Consider the following 16,486-nt stretch of genomic DNA (forward strand, 5'->3'; position numbering starts at 1 on the left):
AATCTCGGAACTTCGCTGAAAATTTCTATCTCTCAATCTAAAACACCTTTGGTGTTGTAAGGTTAAGCCTCACGGATCATTAGTACTGGTTAGCTCAATGCATCGCTGCACTTACACACCCAGCCTATCAACGTCATAGTCTTTAACGTTCCTTCAGGGGGCTTAAAGCCCCAGGGAAGACTCATCTCGAGGCAAGTTTCCCGCTTAGATGCTTTCAGCGGTTATCTCTTCCGAATTTAGCTACCGGGCAATGCCATTGGCATGACAACCCGAACACCAGTGATTCGTCCACTCCGGTCCTCTCGTACTAGGAGCAGCCCCTCTCAATCTTCCAACGCCCACGGCAGATAGGGACCGAACTGTCTCACGACGTTCTAAACCCAGCTCGCGTACCACTTTAAATGGCGAACAGCCATACCCTTGGGACCTACTTCAGCCCCAGGATGTGATGAGCCGACATCGAGGTGCCAAACACCGCCGTCGATATGAACTCTTGGGCGGTATCAGCCTGTTATCCCCGGAGTACCTTTTATCCGTTGAGCGATGGCCCTTCCATTCAGAACCACCGGATCACTAAGACCTACTTTCGTACCTGCTCGAGCCGTCACTCTCGCAGTCAAGCTAGCTTATGCCTTTGCACTAACCTCACGATGTCCGACCGTGATTAGCTAACCTTCGTGCTCCTCCGTTACTCTTTGGGAGGAGACCGCCCCAGTCAAACTACCCACCAGACACTGTCCTCACCCCGGATCACGGGGCCGAGTTAGAACATCAAACATTAAAGGGTGGTATTTCAAGGTTGGCTCCATGCAGACTGGCGTCCACACTTCAATGCCTCCCACCTATCCTACACATCAAGGCTCAATGTTCAGTGTCAAGCTATAGTAAAGGTTCACGGGGTCTTTCCGTCTTGCCGCGGGTACACTGCATCTTCACAGCGAGTTCAATTTCACTGAGTCTCGGGTGGAGACAGCCTGGCCATCATTACGCCATTCGTGCAGGTCGGAACTTACCCGACAAGGAATTTCGCTACCTTAGGACCGTTATAGTTACGGCCGCCGTTTACTGGGGCTTCGATCAAGAGCTTCGCCTTGCGGCTGACCCCATCAATTAACCTTCCAGCACCGGGCAGGCATCACACCGTATACGTCCACTTTCGTGTTTGCACAGTGCTGTGTTTTTATTAAACAGTTGCAGCCAGCTGGTATCTGCGACTGGCTTCGGCGCCGAGAGCAAGTCTCTTTACCTAATGCCAGCGTGCCTTCTCCCGAAGTTACGGCACCATTTTGCCTAGTTCCTTCACCCGAGTTCTCTCAAGCGCCTGAGTATTCTCTACCTGACCACCTGTGTCGGTTTGGGGTACGATTTAATGTTACCTGATGCTTAGAGGCTTTTCCTGGAAGCTTGGCATCAACTACTTCACCACCGTAGTGGCTCGTCATCACACCTCAGCGTTGATAAGCAACCGGATTTACCAAGTCGCTCCGCCTACATGCTTAAACCGGGACAACCGTCGCCCGGCTAGCCTAGCCTTCTCCGTCCCCCCTTCGCAGTAACACCAAGTACAGGAATATTAACCTGTTTCCCATCGACTACGCTTTTCAGCCTCGCCTTAGGGGTCGACTCACCCTGCCCCGATTAACGTTGGACAGGAACCCTTGGTCTTCCGGCGTGCGGGTTTTTCACCCGCATTATCGTTACTTATGTCAGCATTCGCACTTCTGATACCTCCAGCAACCCTCACAGGTCACCTTCAACGGCTTACAGAACGCTCCCCTACCCAACAACACCTAAGTGTCGCTGCCGCAGCTTCGGTGCATGGTTTAGCCCCGTTACATCTTCCGCGCAGGCCGACTCGACCAGTGAGCTATTACGCTTTCTTTAAATGATGGCTGCTTCTAAGCCAACATCCTGGCTGTCTATGCCTTCCCACATCGTTTCCCACTTAACCATGACTTTGGGACCTTAGCTGGCGGTCTGGGTTGTTTCCCTCTTCACGACGGACGTTAGCACCCGCCGTGTGTCTCCCGTGATAACATTCTTCGGTATTCGGAGTTTGCATCGGTTTGGTAAGTCGGGATGACCCCCTAGCCGAAACAGTGCTCTACCCCCGAAGATGAGTTCACGAGGCGCTACCTAAATAGCTTTCGGGGAGAACCAGCTATCTCCCGGTTTGATTGGCCTTTCACCCCCAGCCACAAGTCATCCGCTAATTTTTCAACATTAGTCGGTTCGGTCCTCCAGTTAGTGTTACCCAACCTTCAACCTGCCCATGGCTAGATCACCGGGTTTCGGGTCTATACCTTGCAACTAGACGCCCAGTTAAGACTCGGTTTCCCTACGGCTCCCCTATTCGGTTAACCTTGCTACAAAATATAAGTCGCTGACCCATTATACAAAAGGTACGCAGTCACCCAACAAAGTAGGCTCCCACTGCTTGTACGTACACGGTTTCAGGTTCTATTTCACTCCCCTCGCCGGGGTTCTTTTCGCCTTTCCCTCACGGTACTGGTTCACTATCGGTCAGTCAGGAGTATTTAGCCTTGGAGGATGGTCCCCCCATATTCAGACAGGATGTCACGTGTCCCGCCCTACTCATCGAGTTCACAGCAAGTGTGTTTTGGTGTACGGGACTATCACCCTGTACCGTGCGACTTTCCAGACGCTTCCACTAACACACAAACTGATTCAGACTCTGGGCTCTTCCCCGTTCGCTCGCCGCTACTGGGGGAATCTCGGTTGATTTCTTTTCCTCGGGGTACTTAGATGTTTCAGTTCCCCCGGTTCGCCTTGCATGGCTATGTATTCACCATGCAATAGTGCAACGAATTGCACTGGGTTTCCCCATTCGGGTATCGTCGGTTGTAACGCTTCATATCAGCTTACCGACGCTTTTCGCAGATTAGCACGCCCTTCATCGCCTCTGACTGCCTAGGCATCCACCGTGTACGCTTAGTCGCTTAACCTCACAACCCAAAGGTGTTTTTCGTTATTGGTGTGGCTGTGAACACACTCTGCTATGTTGTGCAGTGCGCGCAATCCTCATGAACGTTAAGTTCACTCCGGTTGCTGTGCGCTGTACGCCTTGCTGAGTGTCTTCTCGCTCACACTGCAACAATGATTACCCATTGGCATTGCGATTATTGAGAGACTCTAATACAGGTTAATCCTTACCTCAGTCATTCTACGGAGAGATAAGTTTCAGCTGTAATGTTTCAATTTTCAGCTTGTTCCAGATTGTTAAAGAGCAATATCTTAAACACGACTCGTTAAAGTCATCTTTAAGATATTCAGTTGATAATGTCTTTCACACATTATCGGCGTGGCGTCCCCAAGGGGATTCGAACCCCTGTTACAGCCGTGAAAGGGCAGTGTCCTAGGCCTCTAGACGATGGGGACACAAAAATTTCTACTGAATCACTGATTCAGTATTTTTGTGTAAAGGTGAGAATGTGGTGACACATTCGAACGACTGATGCAGTAAAAACTCGATACCGAGGTCTTATTGCACAATCATCACCCTCATCAACAGGTGCTCTTGCTCATTTACATTCATCAGACAATCTGTGTGGACACTACGCAATGCGTATCGTTAGGTAAGGAGGTGATCCAACCGCAGGTTCCCCTACGGTTACCTTGTTACGACTTCACCCCAGTCATGAATCACAAAGTGGTAAGCGCCCTCCCGAAGGTTAAGCTACCTACTTCTTTTGCAACCCACTCCCATGGTGTGACGGGCGGTGTGTACAAGGCCCGGGAACGTATTCACCGTAGCATTCTGATCTACGATTACTAGCGATTCCGACTTCATGGAGTCGAGTTGCAGACTCCAATCCGGACTACGACAGACTTTATGTGGTCCGCTTGCTCTCGCGAGTTCGCTTCACTTTGTATCTGCCATTGTAGCACGTGTGTAGCCCTACTCGTAAGGGCCATGATGACTTGACGTCATCCCCACCTTCCTCCGGTTTATCACCGGCAGTCTCCCTTGAGTTCCCACCATTACGTGCTGGCAACAAAGGATAAGGGTTGCGCTCGTTGCGGGACTTAACCCAACATTTCACAACACGAGCTGACGACAGCCATGCAGCACCTGTCTCACAGTTCCCGAAGGCACCGAAGCATCTCTGCTAAGTTCTGTGGATGTCAAGAGTAGGTAAGGTTCTTCGCGTTGCATCGAATTAAACCACATGCTCCACCGCTTGTGCGGGCCCCCGTCAATTCATTTGAGTTTTAACCTTGCGGCCGTACTCCCCAGGCGGTCGACTTAACGCGTTAGCTCCGGAAGCCACGCCTCAAGGGCACAACCTCCAAGTCGACATCGTTTACAGCGTGGACTACCAGGGTATCTAATCCTGTTTGCTCCCCACGCTTTCGCACCTGAGCGTCAGTCTTTGTCCAGGGGGCCGCCTTCGCCACCGGTATTCCTCCAGATCTCTACGCATTTCACCGCTACACCTGGAATTCTACCCCCCTCTACAAGACTCTAGCTTGCCAGTTTCAAATGCAGTTCCCACGTTAAGCGCGGGGATTTCACATCTGACTTAACAAACCGCCTGCGTGCGCTTTACGCCCAGTAATTCCGATTAACGCTTGCACCCTCCGTATTACCGCGGCTGCTGGCACGGAGTTAGCCGGTGCTTCTTCTGCGAGTAACGTCAATCAATCATGCTATTAACACGACTGCCTTCCTCCTCGCTGAAAGTGCTTTACAACCCGAAGGCCTTCTTCACACACGCGGCATGGCTGCATCAGGCTTGCGCCCATTGTGCAATATTCCCCACTGCTGCCTCCCGTAGGAGTCTGGACCGTGTCTCAGTTCCAGTGTGGCTGGTCATCCTCTCAGACCAGCTAGGGATCGTCGCCTAGGTGAGCCATTACCCCACCTACTAGCTAATCCCATCTGGGCACATCCGATGGCGTGAGGCCCTAAGGTCCCCCACTTTGCTCTTGCGAGGTCATGCGGTATTAGCTACCGTTTCCAGTAGTTATCCCCCTCCATCAGGCAGTTTCCCAGACATTACTCACCCGTCCGCCGCTCGCCGGCAAAGTAGTAAACTACTTCCCGCTGCCGCTCGACTTGCATGTGTTAGGCCTGCCGCCAGCGTTCAATCTGAGCCATGATCAAACTCTTCAATTTAAGATTTGTTTGATTTGCTGCTAATAAAAGCAGCGATGCTCAAAGATTACTTTCTGCAAATATGCATTCGAACCGAAGTTCAAATGTGTACTGCTTTGGTCACTCTTCAAGACTTTGATATTTCTTCTGCCTGCCGAAACAGGCTTCGATATCGTCTTGCGAGTGCCCACACAGATTGTCTGATAAATTGTTAAAGAGCGTTCGTTACCCGTTTGCCTTTCGGCGAATCTTACGGTAACGCGGGAGGAAGATAATACGCTTTCCCGCTGAAGAGTCAAGAGTTTCTTTGGTTTCTTTCGAAGTCAAAATCATTCTTTTCGCTTCCTGACCCGGCGAAGTCTGTTTCGTTGTTCCCGGTCAGTGGAGGCGCATTATAGGGAGTTCCTGACAGCCTGCAACCCCTAATTTGAAAAAACTTTTCAACCGCGTTTTATTTCAACGATTTGCCGTGATAAACGGCATTATTGCTATTTTTTGTACTGTAGCGCCAAAAAATCCTGAGAAAAACTGCTTACCTGTTGCCAATCCGTATATTCAACTTCTTTACTGGTATCCGTTTCGCCGCCCGTCATACGCATAATAAGTTGAATCATCACCCGGTCTATCCAGCGATAACGGGGATAACGCAAAGCGCCCGCAAATACCGTACATAGCGTTGGCTGCCACGGGGTACTGAGTAAGAACTTACGCACATAGGCATTGGTTTGCGGGGATCGCTTTTCCGGCTTGCGTGCTGTCAGATTCACTGCAAAGAACGCACTCGGCATCTGATTAAGTTGTTCAACGTGTTTGTTGACGAATTTACTCAATACTGGGCTGAAGTGCCCATAACGCACCGACGCACCAATCATGACTTGCTGGTATTGATTCAGATCGATTTGCCCTACCTGCGATAAGTCCTGTATTTCACAGGTAGCTGCCGCTGATAACTGTTTAGCTATATAAGAAGCAATAGTCTGTGTTTGGCCATCTCGGCTGGAGTAAAGAATCAGAACTTTCATTGCAATGTTCCTTATGCAGAATTACTCACGCCAGAATGTTGGAGTGAATAGAACCAGCAGGGTGAAAACTTCTAACCGACCAAATAGCATGGTGATCACCAATATCCACTTAGCGGCCGGGTTCATCGACGTGAAGTTATCAGCTACCACCCCCAGACCAGGGCCAAGGTTATTCAGCGTCGCAGTCACCGCTGCGAAAGCAGAGAACTCATCAACACCGGTCGCGATAATAGCCAGCATGCTAATAATAAATACCAGAGCATACGCGGAGAAGAATCCCCAGACCGCCTCCAGGATTCGTTCCGGCAGCGCCCGCCGCCCCAATTTGATGGTATAAACCGCATTCGGGTGGACCAGTCGCTTTAACTCACGCGAACCTTGCAGGTAGAGCAACAGAATACGGATAACTTTCAGGCCGCCACCGGTTGAGCCCGCACAACCACCAATAAACGCAGAACATAATAAGAGTATCGGCAGGAACAACGGCCATTTTGAAATACTGTCAGTGGTGAAACCCGCAGTAGTAGCCATTGATACTACTTGGAAAAATGCCTGATTTATCGTCTCCAGACCGGATTTATAGACATTATGATACCAAAGCACCAAGGTACACACGGCGACCAGTGTCAATTGGACAAAGATAAACATACGGAATTCAGGGTCACGCCAATAAACTTTTAAACTGCGCCCACTCAATACCGCGAAGTGCAAACCAAAGTTACAACCAGAAATCAGCAAGAAGATAGCGATAATGGTGTTAATAGTTGGGCTGTTGAAGTAACCGATACTGGCGTCATGGGTCGAGAAGCCGCCAATCGCAATTGTCGAGAAGCTGTGGGAGATTGCATCAAATACCGACATCCCTGCCCCCCATAAAGACAGCGCGCAAGCAATGGTCAGTAAGACATAGATAAGCCACAGGGTTTTAGCTGTCTCCGCAATGCGGGGCCGCATTTTATTATCTTTCAATGGGCCAGGCATTTCCGCCCGATAGAGCTGCATTCCCCCGACCCCCAAGATAGGCAGGATAGCCACCGCTAACACGATTATCCCCATACCGCCGAGCCATTGCAGCATTTGGCGATAAAATAGAATGGCTTTCGGCAGTGAATCTAACCCTACTAATGTGGTCGCGCCAGTAGTAGTCAGCCCGGAGAATGATTCAAAGAATGCATCCGTTAATGAAAGATTAGGCCGCTCTGAGAATAAGAAAGGTAATGCCCCTACACTGCCCAGCACCGTCCAGAACAGAACCACGATGAGAAAGCCCTCACGAGGCTTTAACTCATGCTTCTGTTTTCGGTTCGGCAACCAAAGAAAGAGGCCAATTGCCAGAGCAACAAAAAAGGTTTCGCTGAAGGCACGGCCGGCACCATCACGATAGATCAATGCCACCAGTCCGGGAATAAACATTGTTCCAGAGAATAAGATGACCAGCAGACCAACAATACGGGTTATGGCACGAAAATGCATTCCGGCACGTTCCTTAGCAATTCACTTGGATGGGGATTATTGCGAAATGGGCGTCAATTGCAACGTACCACGACTGAGATCACGCAATTTGTCCCCAACCTGACTGGCTTGAGTTGCTGGCAAAGAGAGATGAAGCGTTACGAATTGTGCGTACTCACTCCGTATAATCTGGCCTTCAACCTGCTGTAACAAGGTTTCTACTATGGCAAGCTGCCCATAGTCACACTGCAAAGTATATTCTACCTGTGGGACTTTATATTTTACTTCGATCTGTTTTAACGCTTGTTGAACACCGCTACCATAAGCCCTTACTAACCCACCAGTACCGAGTTTGATGCCACCATAATAGCGCACAACTACTGCGGTTATCTCACCAATGCCACTCCCCATCAGTTGAGCCAAGATAGGTTTACCCGCAGTACCTGAGGGCTCACCATCATCAGAAAAACCTAATTGCTGCGAATCCGTCGGCTTGCCGGCAACAAAAGCCCAGCAATGATGCCGGGCGGTGGGATGCTGCTGCTTAACCTGCTGAACAAAATCTTTCGCTTCACTCACCCCACTGGTATGGGCCAGCAAGGTGATAAAACGACTTTTTTTGATCTCTTCGCTGATAGTCACCGGACTTGCAGGGATTAGATAAGGCTGCATCAGGCCAGTTTCAGGTCACGTGTCATGTTCTCAACCCGGTTATCGTGAATAACGATATTATCTTCTATACGAATACCGCCATAAGGCTTCAGCGCATCAATACGTTCCCAATTGAAATACTTGCTGAACTCACCGTTACGCCAAGGTGCCAGCAGAGATTCGATGAAGTACAGACCCGGCTCAATAGTCAGTACCATACGCGGTTGTAAAATACGCGTACAACGCAAGTAAGGATATTTGGATGGTGCGCCAAGATGGGTGCCTTTATCATCTTGCATAAAACCAGCAGTATCATGCACTTGTAGCCCAAGAGGATGGCCTAACCCGTGCGGCAGGAATGGGCAGGTAATGCCTTGTTCGACCATGGCCTCTTCACTGATACCGGTAACCAGATGATGCGTACGCAATAACTTCGCAATGCGCTGGTGCATCTGGATATGGTAATCGGTATAGCGCTCACCACTTTTAATGGTTTTGATCAGTTCAAGCTGCTCGGTATTAAGGTCATTAACCAAGGCGGCAAAATCGCTATCACTGTTTGCGGCGTAAGTGCGAGTCAGATCTGCGGCATAACCGTTATATTCCGCACCGGCATCCATCAAGAAACTACGCATTTCTGCCGGAGGCTGATGTTCGAACGTGGTGTAATGAAGTACCGCCGAGTGTTCATTCAGCGCAACAATATTATCGTAAGGGACATCAGTATCACGATGACCGGTAGCCATCAGATAGGCCAGATTGATATCGAACTCACTCATACCGGACTGGAATGCTTCATGTGCTGCACGATGGCCGACAACTGCCGTCTTTTGTGCTTCACGCATACAAGCCAGTTCATAATCCGTTTTATAAGAACGATAGAAATGCAGGTAATCCAATACTGGTTGCGGGTTAATGTTTTCAGCACTAAACCCCAGCGCCTGCGCACGTTGTTGGGCATAACCGATATAGGCCACACGCTCCCGTTGCACCGGTAATTGCTGGGCAATATCATCTGCATTGGCTAATGGCTGGATATCGATAGCCTTGGTCCAGAAGCTATCTGGTAATGGCTCAACACTGTGCCAATAATCAACTGGGGAATAAAACCATAATTTTGGTGTATTAACCCCATCGACCCATAACCAACAGTTTGGTACTTGAGTGACCGGCACCCAAGCTTTGAACTGCGCATTGGCTTTAAAAGGATAGTCACGGTCATCGAGAAAAATACGTTGTAACTCACCGGAATGAATCAGTAAAGCGTCTAACTGATGGCGTTCCAGCACATCGCGGGTGCGCTGTTGTAGAGTGGATAAATGTTCGTTATATAAAGAAGCCAGCGTTTCCATCACAGTACCCTTTGCTATTAGAACTTAATTTTTTTCATCTTATCATAGTCGCCAGAATCATGTTTTAGCGACCGCTTATCTGCCTATCAAATACATTACCCGCCCCCCAAAACTGAATATTTCCCCCTCTAATCCACTGCGAATAAATATGATAGAAATCAATTACCCCATCTGAATGACTGTGATCTTCACTGCAAAAAATCAATCTCTTATTTGCAATTCGTTAACAAAATATCCACACTTCCTGAATATCTGGTCATACCAGATCACATGCGCTTATTCAGGAGATAGATATGCTCTACCAAAGCGAAACACTACAGCTTCACTGGTTGGAAAACGGCATTGCCGAGTTGGTGTTTGATGCACCGGGTTCAGTAAATAAGCTGGATACTAAAACTGTAGCCAATCTGGGTGAAGCCCTAACGGTGTTAGAGAAACAAAGCGAACTCAAAGGGTTGCTGTTGCGCTCCGCCAAAGCGGCCTTTATCGTCGGTGCCGATATCACCGAATTTTTATCCCTGTTTAATGCCCCACCAGAAAAGCTGCACCAGTGGTTGGTTTTTGCTAATGATATTTTCAACCGTCTGGAAGATTTACCGGTTCCGACCATTTCTGCGATCAATGGATATGCATTAGGTGGTGGCTGTGAATGTATTCTGGCCACAGATTTCCGTGTTGCCTCGCCAGAAACACGGATCGGTCTGCCGGAAACCAAGTTGGGCATCATGCCAGGCTTTGGCGGTTCTGTGCGGTTACCACGTTTGTTAGGTGCGGACAGTGCATTAGAAATTATTGCCGCAGGCAAAGATGTGAATGCCGCTGAAGCATTAAAAATTGGTTTGGTTGATGCCGTTGTCACCCCCGAAAAACTGGCCGATGCCGCCCTAATCATGCTGAAACAGGCGATTGACGGCAAGCTGAACTGGAAAGCCGCGCGTCAGCCGAAACTTGACCCACTGAAACTCAATTCAACTGAAGCGGCCATGTGCTTTACCATTGCTAAAGGCATGGTGATGCAAGTCGCCGGGAAGCACTACCCAGCACCACTGGTTGCAGTAAAAACCATCGAAGCTGCCGCTAAACTTGGCCGAGCTGAAGCATTGAAACTGGAAACCAACAGTTTTGTCCCGTTGGCAGGTTCCAATGAAGCACGCGCGTTAGTTGGGATATTCCTCAACGACCAATTTGTGAAAGGGCAGGCGAAAAAACTGTCGAAAGGTGTTAGTGCACCGAAACAAGCAGCAGTTTTGGGCGCCGGGATTATGGGGGGTGGGATTGCCTATCAGTCAGCACTGAAAGGTGTGCCAGTCATTATGAAAGATATTAATGACAAATCCCTGATTCTGGGGATGAACGAAGCGGCCAAATTACTGAATAAACAGTTGGAACGCGGCAAAGTGGATGGCCTGAAAATGGCAAACATTTTAGCGACTATCCAACCCACTCTGGATTACACCGGCATTGAGCGTGCTCAGGTCATTGTGGAAGCGGTAGTGGAAAATCCCAAAATCAAAGCTGCGGTGCTGGCAGAGGCTGAAGCACTGATCGGCGAAGATACGGTACTTGCTTCTAATACCTCTACAATCCCTATCGACCAACTCGCAAAATCACTTAAACGCCCTGAGAATTTCTGCGGTATGCACTTCTTCAACCCCGTGCACCGCATGCCGTTGGTTGAAATCATTCGTGGCAGCAAAACCTCAGATAAAACCATCGCTGCGGTGGTGGCATACGCCACACAAATGGGTAAAACACCAATAGTGGTTAATGATTGCCCAGGCTTCTTCGTTAACCGCGTGTTATTCCCTTATCTGGCTGGCTTTGGCATGTTGGTTAGAGACGGTGCTGACTTCCGCCAAATTGATAAAGTGATGGAAAAACAGTTTGGCTGGCCGATGGGACCAGCCTATCTGCTAGATGTCGTGGGTATTGATACCGCACACCATGCACAAGCCGTGATGGCCGTTGGCTTCCCTGATCGGATGAACAAAGATTATCGCGATGCGGTTGACGTGATGTTCGATAACCAACGATTTGGCCAAAAAAATGGCCAAGGCTTCTACCGCTATACCCAAGATGCAAAAGGTAAGCCGCGTAAAGAAAATGACGAAATTGTGGATAACTTGCTGGCAACAGTTAGCCAACCGATTCAGAAATTCAGTGACGACGATATTATTGCCCGCACCATGATACCGATGATCAATGAAGTGGTGCGATGCCTGGAAGAAGGCATTATTGCCAGCCCAGCCGAAGGTGATATGGCGTTGGTATATGGTCTTGGCTTCCCTCCTTTCCACGGGGGCGTGTTCCGTTATCTCGATACTATCGGCAGTACAAACTATGTCGAAATGGCCCAGCGCTATGCTCACCTTGGCGCGCTGTATCAAGTCCCCGCAGGGCTGAGAGCCAAAGCTGAACACAACGAAAGCTATTATCCTGTGGCAGCAGCGCTGCTTGATGTTTCTACCAGTCAACCGGCATGAGGTCTGAAAATATGGAAAATGTAGTCATTATTGATGCCGTCCGTACACCTATGGGCCGCTCCAAAGGGGGCGCATTCCGTCAGGTTCGGGCTGAAGATCTCTCCGCTCACTTAATGCGTGAGGTTCTGAGCCGTAATCCTGGGCTAAACGCGGCCGAAATTGACGATATCTATTGGGGTTGTGTGCAGCAGACATTGGAGCAGGGTTTTAACATCGCTCGCAATGCTTCTTTACTGGCAGAAATCCCCCATAGCGTACCAGCCGTTACTGTTAATCGCCTGTGTGGTTCATCAATGCAAGCTTTACATGATGGTGCCAGAGCCATCATGGTGGGTGATGCACAAATCAGTTTGATTGGTGGCGTAGAGCATATGGGTCATGTGCCAATGAATCACGGTGTGGACTTCCATCCTGGTATGGGCCGAACTGTGGCTAAAGCCGCCGGAATGATGGGATTAACTGCTGAAATGCTGGCAAAAATCTACAATATCAGCCGCCAATCTCAAGATGAATTTGCTGTTCGCTCTCACCAACGCGCTTATGCCGCGACTCAGACGGGCCATTTTGCCAGTGAGATTGTCGCCACCAATGGGCATGATGCTGATGGTATCCTGAAACGTTTTGATTTCGATGAAGTTATTCGCCCGGAAACTAATCTCGCAGGTTTGGCAGCATTGCGCCCAGCCTTTGATCCGGTCAATGGCACGGTGACTGCCGGAACATCATCTGCATTATCCGACGGCGCTTCTGCCATGCTTATCATGAGTGAATCCCGAGCTAAATCATTAGGTTTAAAACCGCGAGCCCGTATTCGCTCAATGGCCGTGGTGGGTTGCGATCCGTCAACCATGGGTTATGGCCCCGTGCCCGCTAGCCAATTGGCATTAAAACGTGCCGGGCTAACCTTGGAAGATATTGGTTTATTTGAATTAAACGAAGCGTTTGCAGCTCAGTCGCTGGCTTGCATGAAAGGGTTGGGTCTGCTGGAAAGCATGGATGACAAAGTGAACCTGAATGGGGGCGCTATTGCATTAGGCCATCCACTGGGTTGTTCAGGTGCTCGTATCTCTACCACCTTACTTAATCTGATGGAACGCCGTGACGTGCAGTTCGGTTTGGCAACCATGTGTATCGGTTTAGGCCAAGGCATTGCGACCATTTTTGAACGCGTATAACCTCCAAACGAATTAACCTGAAAAATATTAAGGGCCTGAATACAGGCCCTTATAACCGCTGTACCTGGTGTTTAGTTGCCGTTTTCCCGCCTGTCAGGGGCGGGCTTTTTTTATCCGCGATACAAACAACAATATGGATAAAATTTTAATATACCCAAAATAATTGAAGTTGCACTAAGGCAGCTAACACCGATGCAGCTTCAAATATGACTGGTATATTAGATAAAGGCGAAAGCATCACCATAGATATGCGCTTCCTGAGCGCCGCGCTCAGCACAAAAACGCTCACGAGCAATTTTAGCCATTTCAAAACGGCCAGCGATATAGATATCTTGCTCAGCAAGAGAGCCATAGTCTTGTAATACAGCACTCAATACCGTTCCTGTGCGGCCACGCCACCCATCTTCCGGCTGCTCTACCACTGGGATAACTTTCAACTGTGGATACTTAATTGACAGCGCTTCCAGCTCGTTTAGATCATATAAATGCACGGCTTCGCGCCCACCCCAATAGATAGATACTTCACGGTCAGGTTGCTCGGCTAATGCCGCCAATAAAATTGAACGCACATAGGAAAAACCAGTGCCGCCAGCAATCAGGACCAATGGACGTTCACTACCCTCACGGAACCATGCTTCTCCGTGAGGAATATCCACATCCAGCGTTTTCTCTTTCAGAATACGGTCCATCACTGCCATGGCGTACAGATTCAGTTCCGACGCCCCGATATGCAGCTCGATAAAGTCTTGCTGCAACGGCGTGGATGCCATAGAGAATGGGCGCTTATCACGCTCGTCCATTACTACCATCAAATACTGCCCAGCACGGAAAGAAAACGCAGATGCAGGCACCAATTGCACCCGGTACACCGTATCGGTAATGGCCTCTACGGAGGTTACTTTACAGCTTAAAGTTGTCATGCCTTCCCTCTGTCGGGTCATCAAATGCAAAACCAAGGACAAAATCGACGCCGGTTAGCGTTTCGTCTCTTTGTCACTGAAAATGGCGAGCTCATCCCAAATAGCATCAATACGGGCGCGAACGTCTTCATCCATTTTAATTGGACGCCCCCATTCACGCGAAGTCTCAGCAGGCCACTTATTGGTGGCATCCAGCCCCATTTTCGATCCTAAACCGGAAACCGGTGAAGCGAAATCCAAATAATCTATTGGTGTATTTTCAATCAACACCGTATCGCGGGATGGGTCCATTCGGGTCGTAATTGCCCAAATGACATCATTCCAATCACGAGCATTAATATCATCATCACAAACAATAACAAATTTTGTATACATAAACTGACGTAAAAACGACCAAACCCCCATCATTACGCGTTTAGCATGCCCTGCATATTGTTTCTTGATGGTTACAACAGCCAGCCGGTATGAGCACCCCTCGGGCGGAAGATAGAAATCAACAATTTCCGGGAATTGCTTTTGTAAAATAGGAACAAACACTTCATTCAGCGCAACCCCCATCACCGCAGGTTCATCCGGTGGACGACCCGTATAAGTGGAATGGTAAATTGCATCTTTGCGCTGAGTAATATGTGTGACCGTAAAAACAGGGAAGCTATCTATCTCATTATAATAACCCGTATGATCACCATAAGGGCCTTCTGGCGCCATATCACCCTGCTCAATATATCCTTCCAATACAATTTCTGCACTCGCAGGAACTTCAAGTGAGTTGGAAAGGCACTTTACGACCTCTGTTTTATGCCCGCGCAACAAACCAGCAAAAGCATATTCAGACAGCGTATCGGGAACCGGGGTTACCGCAGCCAGAATAGTCGCAGGATCTGCGCCCAAGGCGACGGCGACGGGGAAACGTTCACCGGGGTGTGCTTCACACCACTCTTGATAGTCCAAAGCGCCGCCACGATGGGATAACCAGCGCATAATTAATCTGTTTTTACCCAACACTTGTTGGCGGTAGATACCCAGGTTTTGCCGTTCTTTATGCGGGCCACGCGTAATAGTCAGCCCCCACGATACTAACGGAGCTGCATCCTCAGGCCAGCAATGCATAACTGGAATGCGGCTAAGATCGACATCATCGCCCTGCCAAACTTGCTCCTGACAAGGAGCCGAACTCAAGCATTTCGTTGGCATATTCAACACTTGCTTAAATTTCGGCAGTTTATCGAATAAATCACGGAAACCTTTCGGCGGATCCGGCTCTTTCAGGAAAGCCAACAACTTGCCAACATCTCGCAGTGCGCTGACATCTTCTTGCCCCATGCCCATGGCAACCCGTTTGGCCGTACCAAACAAGTTACACAATACGGGCATTGTGTAACCCTTAGGGTTTTCAAACAGTAATGCAGGCCCACCGGCGCGTAAGGTACGGTCGGCAATTTCTGTCATTTCCAGATAGGGATCAATGGGCTGGCTAATACGTTTAAGTTCACCCCTCTGTTCCAGCAACGAGAGGAAGTCACGTAAGTCACGGTATTTCATGCTGATCATTTCGGCGGCTATGTGATGCGCCATTATAGGCTGTCTTTATAGCAGTTGCTGTCTTTTTGTTAAAAATGAATACAGGCTCACTCAAAAAAATATCATGCTGCAATTTATCGCTAATTATCATCAGTACAAATATGATTTTGTCGATATAAAATAGACTAAATCTTTGTATAACAAACTATATATCCTGACTGATGTATTCTTCCTCTCTATATATATCCTTCTACTTTTGTTATGCTGCCAAGTAGTACTTAAAGGCATGTGAAATTATGAAACACTGGCATTTATTATATTGTAAACGTGGTCAGCTTTTGCGCGCCAAAGAACATTTAGAGCGGCAAACTGTGGATTGCTGGACACCGATAGTGACTATCGAAAAGATAGTGCGAGGGAAACGCATTGAGGCGACTGAGGCCTTATTCCCTAACTATCTGTTTGTGGAGTTCGATCCTGAACATATTCACACCACAACAATCAGCGCAACACGTGGTGTAAGCCACTTCGTCCGTTTTGGCGCACAACCCGCTGTGATCCCAGCAATTGTTATTGCCGAGATGCAATCTCATACAACGGATAAAATCATTGCTCCAGAGGTGCCGGTTCCAGGCGATATCGTGACGATCACTGAGGGTGTTTTTGCTGGGTTACAGGCGATTTATACTGAACCAGACGGTGAAGCGCGCTCAATGTTGTTACTGAACATGCTTAATAGCCAAGTGATGCAAAGTTTGGATAATCGTCAATTCGAAAAGCAATAATATATC

At 48.8% G+C, this 16,486-nt stretch carries 9 protein-coding genes, 1 tRNA gene and 2 rRNA genes; 3 read left to right on the forward strand and 9 right to left on the reverse strand.

The window, feature by feature from the left end:
• Positions 1-58 precede the first annotated feature (58 nt).
• The 7 genes from ACWJJO_RS21100 to pepQ form a co-directional block, all read right to left on the reverse strand.
• Positions 59-2,966: ribosomal RNA gene (locus ACWJJO_RS21100) — 23S ribosomal RNA — on the reverse strand.
• A 357-nt stretch (positions 2,967-3,323) separates the two neighbouring features.
• Positions 3,324-3,399 (reverse strand) — tRNA-Glu (locus ACWJJO_RS21105).
• A gap of 198 nt (positions 3,400-3,597) precedes the next feature.
• A 16S ribosomal RNA gene (locus tag ACWJJO_RS21110) occupies positions 3,598-5,140 on the reverse strand.
• Together the 16S and 23S rRNA genes with 1 tRNA gene alongside form the textbook arrangement of a ribosomal RNA operon.
• A gap of 467 nt (positions 5,141-5,607) precedes the next feature.
• Positions 5,608-6,141 carry a menaquinone-dependent protoporphyrinogen IX dehydrogenase gene (gene hemG, locus ACWJJO_RS21115; protein WP_083162034.1) on the reverse strand — a complete coding sequence of 178 codons (534 nt, stop codon included), beginning with the start codon at positions 6,139-6,141 and terminating at the stop codon, positions 5,608-5,610.
• A gap of 21 nt (positions 6,142-6,162) precedes the next feature.
• Positions 6,163-7,614: a Trk system potassium transporter TrkH gene (trkH, locus tag ACWJJO_RS21120; protein ID WP_083162032.1), complete on the reverse strand. Its 1,452-nt coding sequence runs from the start codon at positions 7,612-7,614 to the stop codon at positions 6,163-6,165.
• Between the two features lie 36 nt (positions 7,615-7,650).
• Complete coding sequence (locus ACWJJO_RS21125) at positions 7,651-8,265, reverse strand: IMPACT family protein (RefSeq protein WP_083162030.1); 615 nt, start codon at positions 8,263-8,265, stop codon at positions 7,651-7,653.
• Complete coding sequence (pepQ, locus tag ACWJJO_RS21130) at positions 8,265-9,596, reverse strand: Xaa-Pro dipeptidase (RefSeq protein WP_083162028.1); 1,332 nt, start codon at positions 9,594-9,596, stop codon at positions 8,265-8,267. Before pepQ ends, ACWJJO_RS21125 begins: the two co-directional genes overlap by 1 nt.
• Positions 9,597-9,889: 293 nt before the next feature.
• On the opposite strand from pepQ, the gene fadB reads away from it, so the two are divergent.
• Positions 9,890-12,079, forward strand: coding sequence for a fatty acid oxidation complex subunit alpha FadB (fadB, locus tag ACWJJO_RS21135; RefSeq protein WP_372569737.1), 2,190 nt, complete (start codon positions 9,890-9,892; stop codon positions 12,077-12,079).
• An 11-nt stretch (positions 12,080-12,090) separates the two neighbouring features.
• Positions 12,091-13,254, forward strand: coding sequence for an acetyl-CoA C-acyltransferase FadA (gene fadA / locus ACWJJO_RS21140; RefSeq protein ID WP_372569738.1), 1,164 nt, complete (start codon positions 12,091-12,093; stop codon positions 13,252-13,254).
• Between the two features lie 218 nt (positions 13,255-13,472).
• On the opposite strand, the gene fre is transcribed toward fadA, so the two are convergent.
• Together fre and ubiD are read right to left on the reverse strand one after the other, a co-directional pair.
• A complete protein-coding gene (gene fre, locus ACWJJO_RS21145) occupies positions 13,473-14,174 on the reverse strand; it encodes an NAD(P)H-flavin reductase (RefSeq protein WP_083162022.1) in 702 nt (233 codons plus the stop codon).
• Between the two features lie 54 nt (positions 14,175-14,228).
• Entirely contained in the window at positions 14,229-15,725 is a 1,497-nt protein-coding gene (gene ubiD / locus ACWJJO_RS21150) for a 4-hydroxy-3-polyprenylbenzoate decarboxylase (RefSeq protein WP_083164017.1), read from the reverse strand.
• Between the two features lie 266 nt (positions 15,726-15,991).
• On the opposite strand from ubiD, the gene rfaH reads away from it, so the two are divergent.
• A complete protein-coding gene (rfaH, locus tag ACWJJO_RS21155; RefSeq protein WP_481091496.1) occupies positions 15,992-16,480 on the forward strand; it encodes a transcription/translation regulatory transformer protein RfaH in 489 nt (162 codons plus the stop codon).
• Positions 16,481-16,486: the final 6 nt, after the last annotated feature.

The organism is Yersinia antarctica (assembly GCF_056636475.1).